The following is a 16,176-nucleotide window of genomic DNA, read 5'->3' on the forward strand; positions in this document are numbered from 1 at the left end:
ACAGCAAAAAGGCGGCTGCGTTTCCGCAGCCGCCTGAAGTTTGATTCGATGGAATCGATCCGATCCGCTTAGAAGCCGACGGACACCTTCACACCGGCGACGAGGTGATCGTTGCCACCGAGGAGACCGGTGCCACCGACAGCCGGGGTCTCGGAGACGAGGTCGCTGTCAGCATCGACGTACTTCACGTAGGGAGCGAGGGTGAAGCCTTCGCGGAATTCCCAGGGAAGCTCAGCCTTCACGAACCAGCCTTGGAAACCATCGGCGGTGCCGACGGAACCGAGCTTGTCGGAAACCTGGCCACCGTGACCGTCAGCAATGCCAACGCCGGTGGAGAGGTTCAGCTTGAGGCAATCGTTGAACTCGAAGCTCTTGCTGAGCTCCGGCTGGAGGTACCAGCCATCGAGTTGATCGAAATCGTAGTAGTAGGTCGCGCCAGCGGTCACGCCCCAGCCCACTTCGACGCTGGCACCAAGGTACACTTCCTGGGTATCGGCGATGTCCGAATCCATGTAGGTGTAGTAGATGTAGCCAAGCTCAAGGGTCACGGGACCGATTTCCTTGCTGACAGCAGCGTAGAGATCGAGCTCGTTGAAGCTGTTGTCCACGACGGCTGCCGGGACGCCCGGGCCACCGCCAGGAAGGATGAAGGAAGAGCCGGAATCATTGACGGAGCCATACCAGAGGCCGCCGCTGAGAGCGAAGCCTTCGGCGATCTCGTAGTTCAGATCGACACCAGCTTCCACGAGGTCGCTGCCGAGGTCCACAAAGCGGAACTCGTAAATGTCGCTGTAACCGACGTGGACTTCCCCTTCAAGTTCCGCCGAGGCGTAGCCAGCCACAAGGGCGGAGGCAGCGGCCAGGGCGCCGACATATTTGGTGTGTTTGCGCATCTTGGTATTCGGTTGTTCGGTTGCTGCAAACCTCCGCGAACCAAGGCGATTGCGAGTTTCGAGGAGGCTGTTTGGCATCTTGCGAACCACGTGCTTTCGAGCACAACGGACGCTGCCTATCGGGGAAGTGATTAAGAAACCCTGATAGTAATGTCCAGCTAAAAGACCGTGGCCGGGTGGATGGCCGGGCGTCTAACTAGAGACCCCTTTCCGGTCTGGCAAGGCCGAAAAAGGGGCCCATTCTAGCAAACGCTCGATTGCAGAACTGCTTGAAATTGTGGCTCCGGGCGGGAGGATAATCTGCTAGAGCTGGCCGTCCCCTCCTTCACCGTTTTTCCTCTGCCCTGCCCCCCGCGAGAGAGGCCGGCGCAGGCTCCCCCGGGCGATGGAACCCGGACCGAAGCCCCGACTGCCGCCGACCCGTACCTGCACCGGCCCGGACTGCTTGTGACAGTGCAAAACGCCGCCCGTTCAAAGGTCTCCCCGGATTTTCGATGGGGGGAGCGAATGATCGGAGGGAAAGGTTCAGGTGACGTTTTCGCGGCTTGTCGCCTTCAAACGACTTCTGCGTGCCTTTCATGGAGGCAACGATCTGACCATCAACGATGAAACACAGATGGGGAGCGCTGGCACGCCATCTGCTTTTTCGGCGATTCAACAGTTAGGACTGAAAAAATTCCCGGCTGAACAATCCATCCGAAACCGAGTCGACATGAGCCTGAAAACACGATTGGCACGCGGCGCTTGTGCGTTTGCTGCCGTAGCAATGATGGTCCTGCCCCTGGCACCGAGTGCCCGCGCGCAGGAGGAAACACCTGCGCCCGCTCCGGCGGCGGAGGCACCGGCTGCCGCGGCAGCCACGCCAACCGTGGAAGAACGCCTGGCCGACATCGAGGCCTACATGAACAATGTGGCCCGTCCGGAAAAGACCAGCGGTGCCGAGTCGCTCGTGAAAGGCCCCGGCCCGGGTCACAATGCCTGGCAGATGGTTAGCACCGCGCTGGTGCTTTTCATGACCCTGCCTGGTCTGGCCCTTTTCTACGGCGGCCTGGTCCGCAAGAAGAACGTGTTGTCGGTGCTGGCCCAGTGTCTCGGCTGCGCGTGCATGATCACCCCGCTCTGGTGGCTCTGCGGTTACTCCCTGTCCTTCGGTGTGGATGCCAAGAGCGCCCTGATCGGTGACATGAGCAACGCCATGTTCAAGGGCGTGGATCCGGCTGCTGTCGGTGCCGGCTACTACTGGATCTCGGACGGCATGTGGGCGATGTTCCAGCTCACCTTCGCGATCATCACCCCCGCCCTGATCGTGGGTGCCATCGCCGAGCGCATGAAGTTTATCTCGATCATGGTCTTCATCCTCCTCTGGATGTTCGCCGTTTACTTCCCCTTCGCCCACATGGTGTGGTCGACCGTCGGCCTGATGTGCGGTCCGCTGAACCCGAATGCCGCGATCAAGGCGATCGACTTCGCCGGCGGCACCGTGGTTCACATGACCTCCGGTTGGAGCGCCCTGGTGCTCTGCCTGATCCTCGGCAAGCGCATCAACTATGGCAGGGAGCCGATGGCTCCGCACAGCATGGTGCTCTGCATGGTCGGCACCGGCATGCTCTGGGTCGGATGGTATGGCTTCAATGCCGGCTCCGCCCTCGGTGCCGATGCGATCGCTACGAACGCTTTCGTCACCACCACGCTCTGCGCCGGGACCGCTGGCCTGGCATGGGCCTTGGTCGAGTGGATCTTCAAAGGCAAGCCGAGCGTCCTCGGTTTCTGCTCCGGCATCGTGGCCGGCCTGGTGGTGATCACCCCTGCTGCCGGTTTCGTGGGTGCCACTTCCTCCATCATCATGGGCGTGCTCGCCGGTGTGGTCCCCTTCCTCGCGGTGGCTTACCTGAAGAAGATGCTCGGCTATGACGACGCGCTGGACACCTTCGGCGTGCACGGTGTGGGCGGCACCATGGGTGCGATCCTGACCGGCATCTTCGCCGACGAGAAGGTCAACTCGGTCGTGGGACCGCTCAAGGAAGGCCTGCTCATGAACCAGTTCAAGGCAGTCGCCCTGACGATCGTGTGGAGCGTAGTGGCCACCGCGGTGATCGCCCTGATCGTGAAGGTGGTTCTCGGCCTCCGTCCGGATGCCGAAACCGAGACCGCCGGCCTCGACCTCGCCGACCACGGCGAAGCAGGCTACGAGCACTAATCGACTCCCGACCAATCTCGCTCCAGCGGGCGGACCTTCACGGGTCCGCCCGTTTCCTTTTTTGGAGGGAGAGAAGGCCGTGACCAGAGGGAGAGTCGAAGCGCCTGCTTTACAGGATTTCATTTGCGCGCGGGCACTGCCGCCCGGTATGCCTGCGGCAGTGAAGCGACGCACTCTCCTCCTGCTCCTGGCGCTCGCGGTTTCTGTCGCTTTCGCCGCGTGGCAATGGCTGCGTCCCTACGACTGGAGTCCGGACCCCGCCGCGCGCTACCACATCGTCCACGCCGCGGTGGAGCGGGATCATTCCTACCTGTGGCTGAATCTCTTCCTGGAGCGGAATGACCAAGTCTCCCACGATCTAACAAAGCCGGTGCTTCTTCTCACCGCCGATGGCCGCGAGCTCGAACCGGCGGATACCACGCTGGGCGGCGACGAGAAGAGCGGCACTGATGCATTGGGCTTCCGTTTCTGGCTGCAGGAGGCGGATTTCTCCGGCCCGCTCAGGCTCCGCCTGAATGACGGGACCCTGCTGGTGCGCAAGCAATCCGGCACTCCCGGAGTGAATAAAGGCACGCCCCGGTATTTCACCTCTTCCAACTGGTAGCCGCACCATGGCCTGGCTTCTCGTCGACAACTCGAATACCCGCACGAAATTCGCGCTGGCTGATGCGGAGACCCTGCTCCCGCAACGCGCATGGCTGGCTACGGCTGAGATCTCTCCGGAATCCCTTGCGAAGACGCTCGCGGGATTCGAGTTCGAAGGCACGCTGCTGTGTTCCGTGGTCCCGGAGAAGGCCCGGATCCTCCGCGAAGTACTGGTTTCCCGGGGTCCGCTACATCCCCTCACCTATCAGAGCGATACGGGACTGGTGATCGATTATCCGCGTCCGGAGCAGATTGGTGCGGACCGCCTGGCGAATGCGATCGGGGTCAGTGCGCGGCACGGGGCTCCGGCGATCGTGATTGATTTCGGCACGGCCGTGACCTTCGACGTGGTGTCTGCCGGTCCCAGCTACTGCGGCGGGGTGATCGCGCCGGGACTGGGGGCCATGCAGGACTACCTCGGCCGCCGGACAGCGCTGCTTCCGCAGATCGAACTGGATGAACCCGCCTCCGCCATCGGGAAGTCGACGGTGGAGGCGATGCAAGCCGGAGCCGTCTTCGGCTACCGGGGCCTGGTTCGGGAGATCATTACGCGGCTGAAAGCTGAAATGGACGGCACTCCAGCGATCGTAGCGACCGGTGGCGACGCCGCGCTGATCGCGCGAGGCCTGCCGGAGATCGGCGCGGTGGATACGGACCTAACACTGGAAGGCCTCCGGCTGGCCGCCATACGAAATCTTCACTGAATCTTCACTAAAGTACGTGCCAAGACCGCTCGAAGTGGATACACAGTAGTCACCTAGCTATGCCTGATACCCCTCTCTCTATCGGTGTCGATTTCGGCGGGACCTCCGTCAAATTCGGCGTTCTGTACCGCAGCAATATCATCGATCAGGCCCCGCCGATCTCCACGCCCGATTTCGACGGGCCGGACGCCCTGATCGAGGCGATGCTGCGCGTGATCGGCGATCTGCGCGAACGCCACCCGCGGGTCGAGGCCGTGGGCGTCGGGGTGCCGGGCTTCGTCCATTTCGAGAAAGGTATCGTCCACAATCTCACCAACGTCCCGGGCTGGGTGGCCATCCCTCTCAAGAAGAAGCTGAGCGAGGCGACCGGTCTGCCGGTGGTGGTCGAGAACGACGCGAACTGCATGGCCTATGCCGAGTGGAAACGCGGCGCGGGCCGCGGTCTGCAGCATCTGGTGGCCCTGACACTGGGAACCGGCGTCGGCGGCGGTGTAGTGTGCAACGGCAAGATGGTCCGCGGTGCCCAATTCGGTGCCGGCGAGGTCGGCCAGATGTCGATCGACTGGCAGGGCCGCCGCGGCGCTTACGGCAACCTTGGTGCGCTGGAGGACTACGTGGGGAACAACGAGATCGGGGCCGACGCGCGCCAAACCTATCTGGATGCCGGGATCGAGCGCCACCTCGCGGAGTGCTCCCCTGCCGCGCTCGCCAAGGCTGCGATGGGAGGCGATGAAATCGCGCTGGCGATCTGGGACAGCGTGGCGGCGAAGCTGGCCACGGCGATCATGAACTGCTGCTGGCTGCTCAATCCGCAGGCCATCATCATCGGTGGCGGTGTGGCGAAAGCTGGCGATATCCTTTTCAACCCGCTGACGGCACACCTCTACGCGCAGCTTTCCGCGCCCTTCAAGGAGCACCTGATGATCCTTCCCGCGCGCTTCGGCAACGAAGCAGGCATGGTAGGTGCCGCGGCGCTGGCACTGGAGGAAGCCGGCGTGGTGCTGCAGCCTTGAGAGACGCAAGCGCTTTGATTCATAGGACCTGGCAGACCCCGGGTCCTATGAGTTGCCTTCCAATCCCGCGCCGGGAGAGGCCGTAGCCTTCGGCAGCTTCACGGTAAAGGCCGCGCCCTCGCCCTTCACGCTCTCCACGGAAATCACGCCGTCTTCCGCTTCCACGAGGCCACGGCAAATGGCGAGGCCGAGACCATAGCGGCCTCGCGAGCCGGTACGGGATTTGTCCGCGCGATAGAAGCGGTCGAAGAGATGCGGCAGGTCTTCGGGTGCGATGCCTGGTCCGTCGTCAGCGACCCGCAGGAAGACGTTCTCATCCGTCTCCCAGGTCGAGACCGTGATATTGCCGAATCGCTTGCCATAGAAGATGGCGTTCTCGGTGAGATTGGAGATTACCAGACCAAGGCGCTCCGGGCTGCCATTGACAGAGACGGGCTGAAGGTCTTGAAGCAAGCGGATGGAGCGTTGCTCCGCCAAGGTGCGGAGTTTGTTCGTCACCTTCCCAGCGACCTCGGCCAGGTCGAAAGGCAAGCCGCGCGCGGAGTCCGTGCCTGCATCCAGCCGTGCCAGCTCTAACAGAGCCTCGGTGAGTTTCTTCATCTCCCGGGCGGTCTCGAGATTTCCTTCCAGCGCTTCACGATAGTCGCCTGCGCTGCGCTCCCTCGAAAGCGCGGCCTGCGTCTCGGTGATCAGGACCGTGAGCGGCGTCCGGAGTTCGTGGGAGGCGTCCGAGGTGAATCGTTTCTGCTGGATGAAGCTATCCTCCAGCTTGGCGAAGGTGGAATTCAGCACCATGGCCAATTGGCCCAGTTCGTTGCCCCGGCGTCCTTCTGGAATGCGTTCCGAGAGATCGCCTTCCGAGATGCGACGGGCGGACGCCGCAATCTGCTCGATGGGGCGGATAGAGCGGCTGGTGAGCACCCAACCTCCGCCCAAGCCGACCGCGAGAACCACCAGGCCTGTTAGAGAAAGCCGCATGGCGGAATTCCGGATCGCGGCGAAATCGGATTGCAGCGGACGGCCAGCCAGCACGCATTCGCCACGCTCGGTGAAATGGTAGGCTTCGCGCATGCCATCGCGGTCGCGGAATTGCATCTGCGTGCTGCGTCCTTCCCGCGAGGGCATGGGGACATACTCGGGAGCGAGCGCCGATTTCTGCTGCCGGAGATCGTGATTCACCCAAACGCTGTAGTAGAAGCGGGCGACCGCGCCCTTTTCAGGGAACAGGGCTTTCACGTCATCCGGCACCCGGTCCTGGGGCATGTCCGGAGGAATTGGTAGCGGACCGTCCCGCTCCTCGGGAAACTCGCTCCTTGCGAAATCCGGCGGGGGACCTCCCGGACCACCCTTTCCGCCAGGAGGGCCTACGGGAGCGCCGCGAGCCGGACCGAAATCCGGCGGTGGCCCGAAGCGGTCCCCCTCAGGTCCGCCCCTGCCCTTCCCGAAACCGGGTGGAGGTCCTCCCGGCCCGCCCGGCCGGCCGCCGGGTGGGAGATCCGCGGGCCAACCCGGCGGTCCGCCACCGGTGCGCACTCCAACACCCAATGCCGCGCAGCGCTTCGCCAGCTCATCGTCGAGGCGGCGGATGCGCTCGTCCTTTTCCAACTGCCAGGAGGTGGCACCGAAGGCCACGAGCATCCCAATCAAGAGGATGCCCAGCCATAGCTGCATGCGCCAGCGGATGGAATCGGTCAGCATGGGGAGATCATTCGATGAGGTAGCCTTCGCCCCTGCGCGTCACGATCAGATCGGCGCGAAGCTTGCGGCGGATGCCATGGACATGGACATCCAGGAGATTGGAAAGCGTGTCTTCGTTTTCGTCGAAGAGGTGCTCGTAGAGTTGAGAGCGGCTGATCACCTGGCCGCGGTGGAGTGCGAGGTATTCCACGATGGCATACTCGCGGGCTGTTAGAGTGACTGGCTTGCCCGCCATTTCGACACGGCGTCCGCGGGTGTCGATCTCGACGTCGCCCACGACCAGCTTCGGATGGGATCGTCCGGCGTGGCGGCGGATGATGGCGCGGATCCGAGCGAAGAGTTCGTCCAGCTCGAAGGGCTTTACCAGATAGTCGTCAGCGCCGCCATCGAGCCCCTTGACCCGGTCGGTGGTGGCATCTCGTGCGGTGAGCATGAGGACGGGGGTCGCCTTTTCATTCCGGAGGCGGCGGAGGATTTCCCATCCGTCCATCCCGGGAAGCATCACGTCGAGTACTACGGCATCATAATCGCAGCTGAGGGCCTTGGAGGCGCCTTCTTCCCCCTCCTCCGCGGTATCGACCGCATAGCCTTCCTCCCGCAACGCCTTTGAAAGCGTGCGCAGGAGCCGGGGTTCATCCTCAACGATCAGAAGTCTCATCCTAGCAAGGGGCGCATCATGGCCGCGAGTAGCCTAGCACGTCCCGCATTAAGCTAGCATGAAAGTGTGATACCAAAATTACCCGGGATTTTTTCATGCTTAACCTTTGCTTAATCGACTGTGGGATACGGTGCGCCCATCGAAACGAACCCGATGAGCCGACCGATCCAACCCATTTGTCCCAGCCGCCGCGGCTTCCTCGCGAGCATGGGGCTGGGAGCAGCTCTGTTCGGCACACGGGGTCTGATGGCCGAGGAATTGTCGAAAGGCAGGATCGCCACTCCGGAGATGACGGAGGGCCCCTATTATCCGGACAAGATGCCCTTGGACACGGACAACGATCTTCTCATCATCAATGATTCGATCACTCCCGCGGTCGGCGAGATCTCCTGGGTCAGCGGCTCCGTGATAGATGCCTCCGGCCAGCCGATCCGGAATGCCACGATCGAAATTTGGCAATGCGATAGCAAGTCGTCCTACATCCACAGCCGCGGCCGCAATGCGAACGGTGAGGATGGGAATTTCCAAGGTTACGGACGTTATCAGACAGACTCCACCGGACGCTATCAATTCCGCACGATCAAGCCGGTCTCCTACGAACTGAACGGGATGTTCCGCGCACCGCACATCCACTTTGCGGTGAGCCGCAACGGCCGGCGTATCTTTACCACGCAGATGATGGTCAAGGGGCACGCCGACAATGCCCGCGACCATGTGCTTGGCGAGATCGCCGATGCGGCGGCGCGCCAGACGATCCTCGTGGATTTCCTTCCTGTCCCGGGCTCGAAGCTCGGGGAGCTGACGGCCAAGTTCGACCTGATCATCGGACGGACCTTGGAAGAAGGAGATGATCACAAGCTTCTTGGCGGCATCGGCAAGGCCGGTAGCCGGGGTTTCGGTGGTCCGCCTGGCCGGGGCATGGTTCGCCCCGGCGGAGGAGCAGGCGGATCACCTCCCCCGCCCGGCGAGCGGCCACCACCGCCACGATAAGATTTCTCAGGTAAGGGAGGCCCGCCTGGTTGTTGGCAACGTCTTTGCCAATGACGGAGGAGCAGGCGGGTCTCCTGCCCCCCATCGCTTCGCTTTTCTCAGGTAATAACGGAGGCCCGTCTGGTTGCTGGCAACGGCTTTGCCAACAACGGAGGAGCAGACGGGCCTCCACCCCCGCACAGCGGGGCATGCATCTTTCCTTTCAGTGATAAACGGGCCCGCCCGGTTGTTGGCAACGTCTTTGCCCGCGACGGAGGAGCGGGCGGGCCCGATTCCTTCACGACAAGATTTATCAGGAACACGGAGGTCCGCTTTGCTGGTGGCAAGGGTTTGCCAGCGGCGAAGGAGCAGGCGGACCTCCTTCCCCTCCCGGCGCTCTTCCCAATCAGGACCCGGAATCTAACAGAAAATCAAATGAACGGATCCAAACCCTTGCCCGTTTACATCCCGGTAAGCCGCCGCCGCTTCTTCAAAAGCATGGCCGCCGCTTCGGCGGCTTCACGCTTCCCGGCTTCATGGCCGAAGCGCTTACCCAGTCCCCTATCGTCACGCAGGGCCCCTACTATCCATTGGCGGACGATATCCCCTTGGACAAGGACAACGACCTGGTCCAACTCTCCGACAATCTGAATATCGCGGCCGGCATTGTGACCTACATCACGGGGCGGGTACTCGATGCCAATGGAGAACCGGTCAAGAATGCCTTGGTCGAGTGCTGGCACGCCGATCACGAGGGTGACTATGTTTACTCCACCGGCACCGGGCGCAATGCCGCCTGCGATGCGAACTTCGCGGGCTTCGGCCAATTTCTCACCGGCTCCAGCGGCTCCTTCCGTTTCCGCACCATCAAGGCAGGCCTCTACACGGGCAGGACACGGCATTTTCACTGGGGTGTCACCCTTCCCGGGCGCAGCACGCGCTCCTGCACGCAAACCGGCTGGAACGAGGTGGCGTATGCCAACAATGGCACGCAATGGACAACGCAGAACGCGAATGACAACGTTTTCGCGAGCCTGACGGCCGCACAGAAAGCGTCCATTCTCCTCGACTTTCTGCCCGTGGAAGGAACCACCACGGGTGAGGTCCATACGAACTGGGACTTCGTCAGCGGATATACCCCGGTGGAGCCGACCTATCCAGGTTCGGGAGGATTTGTCGCCACTGGCGAGCCGGTAGTCGGGCCTAACAACACGATCCGCTACAAGCTTACCTTTCCCGTTTATGCGGGATATTGCTACGAGGTTTACGGCAACCCCACCATGGCCGATCTGGAATGGGCAGCGCTGCCCTTCTCCCTCACCCAAACCGGCGCGATCGACCGTCACAAGCAGGTGGTCAGCGCCGAGGGGAGCCTCTCCATTTATGTGGAGGCAGCAGCATTGAAAGGCTTCTACAAGGTCGCCTTCCGCGTTCCCGGAGCGAATACCGGCACTCCGTGATTGTCGTCGAAACGGAAACGGGGGAAGGCACCCCAATCGGCCTTCCCCCGCGATTTACCGGATGAACCTCCGCAAGCGGAGCTTCACTCTTCTTCAACCCGGACAAATACCTTCTGCGCAACCGGCAGGGACACGGAGATGCTGTTCGTGCCGCTGGCATGACCCGCGATCCCGCTCTGGAGGACGTTCGACCAGTCGACCAAGTCGGTCGAGGTGGTAACGCGATAGGTCCGTGCGGTGCTGGAGCTCCAGTTCAAGGTGGCGGAAGGCGTGGCACCTCCTGTCACCGTGTAGGACGTGAGAACTGGCGGTGCCACCGGCACGCCTTCCACGAGCTTCCAACGGGTGACGTCGTGCGCTTCGAAGAAGCCGCCCGTGCGCGCCGTGAAGCCGGCGTATCCGAGACCTTCCTCATTCACGGCAAAGGCGTCCGCGAGATTGACCTCCAGGTTGGCAATCACCAGCACGCCTTCGAAATAGACGTCCAGATCGCCAGGCACGTAGGTAATGCGGACCTTGTAGGGAGCCACATTGCCATCCGTGCGGGTGAGGTCTTTGGCTTCAGGTGTGCCACCAAGGGTGATCTCAGGGAAGTCCGCGAGATTCACCGATTGCAACAGGCTCTGCCCATCGCGCACCTCGATCGTCGCCGCACTCGGCTCGGCTTCGTTCTGGTGAGTATCAAAGGTGATATTCAGCGCATTGGCAGGCAGGCCGTTTTCCTGAGTATCCGGCGGGAAGGCCTGTGTCCGCAGCGGGTCGTTGTGAATGACAAAGGCGATACCATCGGCACCCGCGTTGTTCGTGGTCGTGAGGGTTACAAGATGCAGGTCGAAGTTCGTCTCGAAGCCCTCCGAGAAATCCAGCCGCTTCCGGAACCAGGCAGCACCGGTGACGCTCCCCTCATCCGGGGTGATCCGGAGACGCTTGAAGTCTCCCGGGGCCGGACGATTCGCGAAGTCATTGAGGATCTCCGATTGGCCAAGCAGGGCAATTTCGTCGCCCGCCGCATCGAAGTTGGCGTAATCGATCTCATCGATGGCAGGGTCAATCACGTCCACCTCCACCGAGGATGTGGCCACCAGCGCACCCGCCGATGTGACGGTGAGCGTGTAGGTCGTATCCGCCGTGGGCGAGACATCCATCGAGCCGGAAGCAGCAACGCTATTTCCGTTGAGGGTCACCGTGACACCACCGCCGGATCGCCATACCAGCGTCATCGGCTCCCCGGAGATCACCTTTGTTTCGCCGCTCATCGTGGCGAAGGGAATCAAGGAAGCACCCGGGAGAGGCACGTCCGGGATGTAGGTTTTGCGCGCCAAGGTGATCGGAGCATCGAAGGCCGTGAGGTTATCGATCATCGTCCAATTCTCCAGGTCGTCGCTCCCTTCAAGGATCCAGCGCACTGGATCGCGAGCCTCGGCGTCATTGGCGGTTGCGAAGCCGTAGGAGTCGAAGGTGGTGGGTTCCGTAAATTCGAGAACGACCGCTCCCTTGCTAAAATCGAGCCACTTCGTATCGAGGTTATTGTCGATCAGCTTGTCCGGACCTTCGGCCCCCGGGCTGTTCCCGCCTTCCTCGTTGGAAGCTGCAAAGACCGGCAAGACCGTGGCTCCGTTTTTCAGGAAGAGTTCTGCCAACTGGATACTGTTGGCATTCTGGTCGTCGCGCAACTTGACCGGGGTGAAGCGCACATACTGGTAGGTGGCCGAGCCCCCTGCCACGGTCCGCACCGTGGTAGTCACTGTCGGAGCTCCGAAGGAATTGGTGGCGGTCAGCGTCAGCGGGGTATCGGTGTTGTTCGCCAGCGTGAGGACCTGTGATCCCGTACCGGCCACAGTACCATAACCACTAAGGGTCACGGTATCGGCAAGAAGGGTCGTCCAATTCGCAGTAACGTTTGTCGATCCGTTGATGGCCACGAACTTGCTCGTGCTGAACGCAGTGATCTGGGGTGCGATCGATTCCGGAATGATCCAGCCGACCTCGTAGGTTTTCCGCACCGTGGTGATGGCCTGGTCTGCGCGCACATCCAGAGGGATCCAGTTGGTTCCATCGTCGCTGCCGTAGAAGAGCCAGCTCACCGGATCGCGCTCGGGTGCGTCATTCGCCGTGGCGAAGTTATATCCGTCGACGGTGACGGCGCTTCCGAAGTCGAAGACTAGCTCCTCCTTGTTGAAGTCGAGCCATTTGGTCTCGACGCTGCCATCCTTTACGTTCGCAGGAGGCTCACCGCCCGGGCTGTTGCCGCCTGGATTGGTCACCGTGACGCTCGTCATGGGAAGGACGGTGGCTCCCAGCTTGAGCTGGAATTCCGCCAGCTGGATGCTGTTGGCAGCCCCTCTCAACTTGGTCTGCTCGAACTTGAAGTAGCGGTGTGTCTTTTCGGCTGCTTCCAGCGAAGTAGCTGTGGCAGCCGTGAGGATGAGGGCAAACGCCCCCCTCCCCCACAGGGGTATATTTTGGGTTTTCATGGGTTTGAAAAACGGGACTTGGGCTTTCCCGCCACCTCCAAACGCCTACCCCAAGGCTAATGGTTTAGTCTTAGTTGAAATATTTTTCAAGTCGGCCCGCAAAAGCATGGATGGTTCACCCCGCCAGCATCCCGGAATGCATCAGGTGCTCTTCCAAGCGGTCGAAGTTTTCCTCGTTCTTCTCGGCAATAAGATCCGCCATCTTTGCCGACTGCTCCTCGGATTCAAACCTCATCCGCCAGGTCAGCCGGGTTCCTCCTGCTTCATCCTGATAAATCATCGTCATCCGAAAGCCATGCACGGGATCGATGTGCTTGAAGACAATGCGCTCCTCCGGGACCACTGCGATGAAGTCCTTCTCATTCGGATAGCAGGTCCCGTTCGGTCCATGCATGGTGAAGCGCCATCGTCCCCCGGACTTCGGTTCGAAGACATCAAAGGTATTCCGAAATCCCTTAGGCCCCCACCAGCTGACGAGTTGCTGGGGATTCCTGAAAGCCTCGAACAAGACCGCCCGAGGTGCTGGAAACACCCGCGAGGTGACAATCTCCCGGAGATCCCGGAGCAAGGCCTCCAGCCGCACGAAGCTAAGGGACCAGCCTGCCTCCATCCCTGCGAGAAGACGCGCTGCAGCGGAGGTCTTCTCGATCACGTGCACACGCAGGGATAGGGAGGTCCTGCTGCCATGAGCGGTGCATTCCACCGTCGTCCGCAACTTGAGCATCGCTCTGCCCGTGTCATCCAGAGCGGCGCTGGTAAACACCAGCCTTCCCGGGACCTCGATTTCCTCAACCGCACCGGTCATCGGATAGACGACGCCATCCGGCGCGCGCAGATCGATCCGGATTCCACCTCCCGGCCTAGCTTCGAATTCGCAGACGGAGGTTTTGAAGTCCTCTGGTCCCCACCAGCGGGCAAGAAGCGAGGCGTCGGTCCAAGCATCGAAAACTTGGTCAGCAGGAAAAGGAAACTCACGATCAAGGGAACAGGCAACGGGGGTGGAATCAGGCGTCATTGCAGGGCGTTTGTTACAGTCTAATTAAAATGTTTGTTTTACGGGCATTTTGGCAGTGCTGCCCAAAAACCCGACGAACCAAGCACCGGAGAGAGGACATGCAACCGGCGATGACCGATTTTACTCCAAAGGAACCATCCGCCATCTGCCCGACGGGGATTGACCCCGGGGGGGGATTTCCCTAGTCGAAGGCCGGTCAAAAAGACCGACACGTCCATGCCAGAGGTGCCCACCATCATTTACACGAAGACCGACGAAGCGCCCGCGCTCGCGACCTATTCGCTCCTCCCCATCATCCAGGCTTTTACCAAGCCCACCGGCATCGCGGTGGAAACCCGGGATATTTCCTTGGCCGGGCGGATCATTTCCCAGTTCCCGGACCTGCTACCGGATAACCTGAAGATCGCTGACCACCTGGCCGAGCTGGGGGCACTGACGCTCAAGCCGGACGCGAACATCATCAAGCTGCCGAACATTTCGGCCTCTGTGCCGCAGCTCAAGGAAGCGATCGCGGAACTCCAGAAGAAGGGCTACCCCCTGCCGGACTACCCGGAGAATCCTCAGACCGAGCAGGAAAAGGATGCCCGTGCCCGCTATGACAAGGTGAAGGGCTCCGCCGTGAACCCGGTGCTGCGCGAGGGTAACTCCGACCGCCGCGCGCCGAAAGCCGTGAAGGACTACGCCCGCAAGCACCCGCATTCGATGGGTGCCTGGAGCGGCGACTCGAAGACCTCCGTGGGCACCATGGGCAAGAACGACTTCTTCTCAAACGAGAAGTCGGTGACCGTCTCCGAAGCCACCGACGTGAAGATCGAATTCACGGGTGCCGATGGCTCGGTGAAGGTGCTCAAGGAAAGCACCCCGCTGAAGGCCGGTGAAATCCTGGATGCCACCTTCATGAGCAAGGAGGCACTGGTGAGTTTCCTGACAGGCCAGATCGCTCAGGCGAAGGCCGACAAGGTGCTCTTCTCGCTTCACATGAAGGCGACGATGATGAAGGTCTCCGACCCGATCATCTTTGGCCACGCGGTGGAGGTTTTCTTCAAGGATCTCATCGCCAAGCACGCCGCGACGCTGAAGGAGCTGAATGTGGATTTCCGCAACGGCTTCGGCGATCTCGTCGCCAAGATCCAATCGCTTCCGGCCGACAAGAAGGCGGAGATCGAAGCGGACATCCAGGCCGCCTACGCCAGCGGCCCGGCCCTCGCGATGGTGAACTCCGACAAGGGGATCACCAACCTGCACGTGCCGTCCGATGTGATCGTGGACGCTTCCATGCCGGCCATGATCCGCGCCGGTGGCAAGATGTGGGATCAGGCTGGCAAGACGCAGGACACCCTGGCGGTGATCCCGGATAGCTCCTACGCCGGCATCTATCAGGCCGTGCTCGATTTCTGCAGGGCGAACGGAGCTCTCGATCCGAAGACCATGGGCTCCGTGCCGAACGTGGGACTCATGGCGCAGGCTGCAGAGGAGTATGGCTCGCACAACAAGACCTTTGAAGTTCCTGCCAAGGGCACGATCAAGGTGACCGACTCCAACGGCACGGTGCTGCTGGAGCACGCCGTGGAAGCCGGCGACATCTGGCGCGCCTGCCAGACCAAGGACGCCCCGGTCCAAGATTGGGTGAAGCTTGCCGTGAATCGCGCCCGCGCGACGGGGTCCCCGGCTGTCTTCTGGCTCGATAAGAACCGCGCGCATGACTCGCAGATCATCGCGAAGGTGGAGAAGTATCTGAAGGATCACGACACCGCCGGACTCGACATCCAGATCCTGGCTCCCGCCGAAGCTTGCAAGTTCAGCCTCGAGCGCATTGCCAAGGGCGAAGACACGATCTCCGTCACTGGTAACGTGCTGCGCGACTACCTGACCGACCTCTTCCCGATCCTCGAAGTTGGCACCTCCGCAAAGATGCTCTCGATCGTCCCGCTGATGAATGGTGGCGGTCTCTTCGAAACCGGGGCCGGTGGTTCCGCGCCGAAGCATGTCGAGCAGTTCGTCGAAGAAAACTACCTGCGCTGGGATTCCCTTGGTGAGTTCTTCGCGCTGGCCGCTTCTTTCGAACATCTCGCGGAAACGCAGAAGCACGCGAAGGCAAAGGTCCTCGCCGATACGCTGGATGCTGCGAACGGCAAGTTCCTGGAGAACGACCGCTCACCGGGCCGCAAGCTCGGCACGATCGACAACCGCGGCTCGCACTTCTACCTCGCGCTCTACTGGGCGGAGGCGCTTGCGGCTCAAAACGACGACGCCGAGCTGAAGGCCATCTTTGCTCCGATCGCCGGGAAGCTCGCTGAGAACGAAGCCAAGATCGTGGAAGAGCAGCTTGCCGTGCAGGGCAAGAAAGTGGACATCGGCGGCTACTACCAACCGGATGACGAGAAGGCTTCCGCGGCCCTGCGTCCTAGCGCCACGCTGAACGAGATCCTCGCTTCGATCTAAGTTCCGAT

Annotated in this window: 12 protein-coding genes; 7 read left to right on the plus strand and 5 right to left on the minus strand. The window is 61.5% G+C overall.

Translation table 11 applies throughout. The features are described 5' to 3' along the window. Nucleotides 1-68: 68 nt before the first annotated feature. On the minus strand, nucleotides 69-893 hold the full coding sequence (locus HHL09_RS03550) for a TorF family putative porin (protein WP_169453112.1): 825 nt from the start codon (nucleotides 891-893) through the stop codon (nucleotides 69-71). Nucleotides 894-1,605: 712 nt separating this feature from the next. Here HHL09_RS03550 and HHL09_RS03555 point away from each other — a divergent pair. The 4 genes from HHL09_RS03555 to HHL09_RS03570 all read left to right on the plus strand — a co-directional run bounded on the left by HHL09_RS03555 (nucleotide 1,606) and on the right by HHL09_RS03570 (nucleotide 5,452). Further along, nucleotides 1,606-3,090: an ammonium transporter gene (locus tag HHL09_RS03555; RefSeq protein WP_205760971.1), complete on the plus strand. Its 1,485-nt coding sequence runs from the start codon at nucleotides 1,606-1,608 to the stop codon at nucleotides 3,088-3,090. 160 nt (nucleotides 3,091-3,250) lie between these two features. Further along, nucleotides 3,251-3,694 carry a hypothetical protein gene (locus tag HHL09_RS03560; RefSeq protein WP_169453113.1) on the plus strand — a complete coding sequence of 148 codons (444 nt, stop codon included), beginning with the start codon at nucleotides 3,251-3,253 and terminating at the stop codon, nucleotides 3,692-3,694. A 7-nt stretch (nucleotides 3,695-3,701) separates the two neighbouring features. Then, on the plus strand, nucleotides 3,702-4,439 hold the full coding sequence (locus tag HHL09_RS03565; protein WP_169453114.1) for a type III pantothenate kinase: 738 nt from the start codon (nucleotides 3,702-3,704) through the stop codon (nucleotides 4,437-4,439). A gap of 59 nt (nucleotides 4,440-4,498) precedes the next feature. Next, nucleotides 4,499-5,452, plus strand: coding sequence for an ROK family protein (locus HHL09_RS03570; protein ID WP_169453115.1), 954 nt, complete (start codon nucleotides 4,499-4,501; stop codon nucleotides 5,450-5,452). Nucleotides 5,453-5,497: 45 nt separating this feature from the next. Here HHL09_RS03570 and HHL09_RS26635 read toward each other — a convergent pair whose 3' ends face one another. Together HHL09_RS26635 and HHL09_RS03580 are read right to left on the minus strand one after the other, a co-directional pair. Further along, nucleotides 5,498-7,150, minus strand: coding sequence for a sensor histidine kinase (locus HHL09_RS26635; RefSeq protein ID WP_169453116.1), 1,653 nt, complete (start codon nucleotides 7,148-7,150; stop codon nucleotides 5,498-5,500). Nucleotides 7,151-7,157: 7 nt separating this feature from the next. Continuing rightward, nucleotides 7,158-7,808 carry a response regulator gene (locus HHL09_RS03580; RefSeq protein ID WP_169453117.1) on the minus strand — a complete coding sequence of 217 codons (651 nt, stop codon included), beginning with the start codon at nucleotides 7,806-7,808 and terminating at the stop codon, nucleotides 7,158-7,160. 153 nt (nucleotides 7,809-7,961) lie between these two features. On the opposite strand from HHL09_RS03580, the gene HHL09_RS03585 reads away from it, so the two are divergent. After that, entirely contained in the window at nucleotides 7,962-8,798 is an 837-nt protein-coding gene (locus HHL09_RS03585; protein ID WP_169453118.1) for a dioxygenase family protein, read from the plus strand. A 515-nt stretch (nucleotides 8,799-9,313) separates the two neighbouring features. Beyond that, nucleotides 9,314-10,237: a dioxygenase family protein gene (locus tag HHL09_RS03590; RefSeq protein ID WP_169453119.1), complete on the plus strand. Its 924-nt coding sequence runs from the start codon at nucleotides 9,314-9,316 to the stop codon at nucleotides 10,235-10,237. A gap of 83 nt (nucleotides 10,238-10,320) precedes the next feature. Here the strand turns inward: HHL09_RS03590 and HHL09_RS03595 are convergent, their stop codons facing one another. Next, nucleotides 10,321-12,711, minus strand: a complete 2,391-nt coding sequence (locus HHL09_RS03595) for a lectin-like domain-containing protein (RefSeq protein WP_169453120.1) — start codon at nucleotides 12,709-12,711, stop codon at nucleotides 10,321-10,323. Between the two features lie 115 nt (nucleotides 12,712-12,826). Beyond that, complete coding sequence (locus HHL09_RS26365; RefSeq protein WP_205760972.1) at nucleotides 12,827-13,726, minus strand: SRPBCC family protein; 900 nt, start codon at nucleotides 13,724-13,726, stop codon at nucleotides 12,827-12,829. Nucleotides 13,727-13,942: 216 nt separating this feature from the next. On the opposite strand from HHL09_RS26365, the gene HHL09_RS03605 reads away from it, so the two are divergent. Further along, nucleotides 13,943-16,168: an NADP-dependent isocitrate dehydrogenase gene (locus HHL09_RS03605; RefSeq protein WP_169453121.1), complete on the plus strand. Its 2,226-nt coding sequence runs from the start codon at nucleotides 13,943-13,945 to the stop codon at nucleotides 16,166-16,168. Nucleotides 16,169-16,176: the final 8 nt, after the last annotated feature.

It is taken from the genome of Luteolibacter luteus (assembly GCF_012913485.1).
Taxonomy (GTDB): Bacteria; Verrucomicrobiota; Verrucomicrobiia; order Verrucomicrobiales; family Akkermansiaceae; genus Haloferula; species Haloferula lutea.

Excerpts from the sequence above, each read along its gene's own strand:
- HHL09_RS03550 (WP_169453112.1), bottom strand. The coding sequence starts at position 893 with ATGCGCAAACACACCAAATATGTCGGCGCCCTGGCCGCTGCCTCCGCC.
- HHL09_RS03555 (WP_205760971.1), top strand. The coding sequence starts at position 1,606 with ATGAGCCTGAAAACACGATTGGCACGCGGCGCTTGTGCGTTTGCTGCC.
- HHL09_RS03565 (WP_169453114.1), top strand. The coding sequence starts at position 3,702 with ATGGCCTGGCTTCTCGTCGACAACTCGAATACCCGCACGAAATTCGCG.
- HHL09_RS03570 (WP_169453115.1), top strand. The coding sequence starts at position 4,499 with ATGCCTGATACCCCTCTCTCTATCGGTGTCGATTTCGGCGGGACCTCC.
- HHL09_RS26635 (WP_169453116.1), bottom strand. The coding sequence starts at position 7,150 with ATGCTGACCGATTCCATCCGCTGGCGCATGCAGCTATGGCTGGGCATC.
- HHL09_RS03580 (WP_169453117.1), bottom strand. The coding sequence starts at position 7,808 with ATGAGACTTCTGATCGTTGAGGATGAACCCCGGCTCCTGCGCACGCTT.
- HHL09_RS03585 (WP_169453118.1), top strand. The coding sequence starts at position 7,962 with ATGAGCCGACCGATCCAACCCATTTGTCCCAGCCGCCGCGGCTTCCTC.
- HHL09_RS03590 (WP_169453119.1), top strand. The coding sequence starts at position 9,314 with ATGGCCGAAGCGCTTACCCAGTCCCCTATCGTCACGCAGGGCCCCTAC.
- HHL09_RS03595 (WP_169453120.1), bottom strand. The coding sequence starts at position 12,711 with ATGAAAACCCAAAATATACCCCTGTGGGGGAGGGGGGCGTTTGCCCTC.
- HHL09_RS26365 (WP_205760972.1), bottom strand. The coding sequence starts at position 13,726 with ATGACGCCTGATTCCACCCCCGTTGCCTGTTCCCTTGATCGTGAGTTT.
- HHL09_RS03605 (WP_169453121.1), top strand. The coding sequence starts at position 13,943 with ATGCCAGAGGTGCCCACCATCATTTACACGAAGACCGACGAAGCGCCC.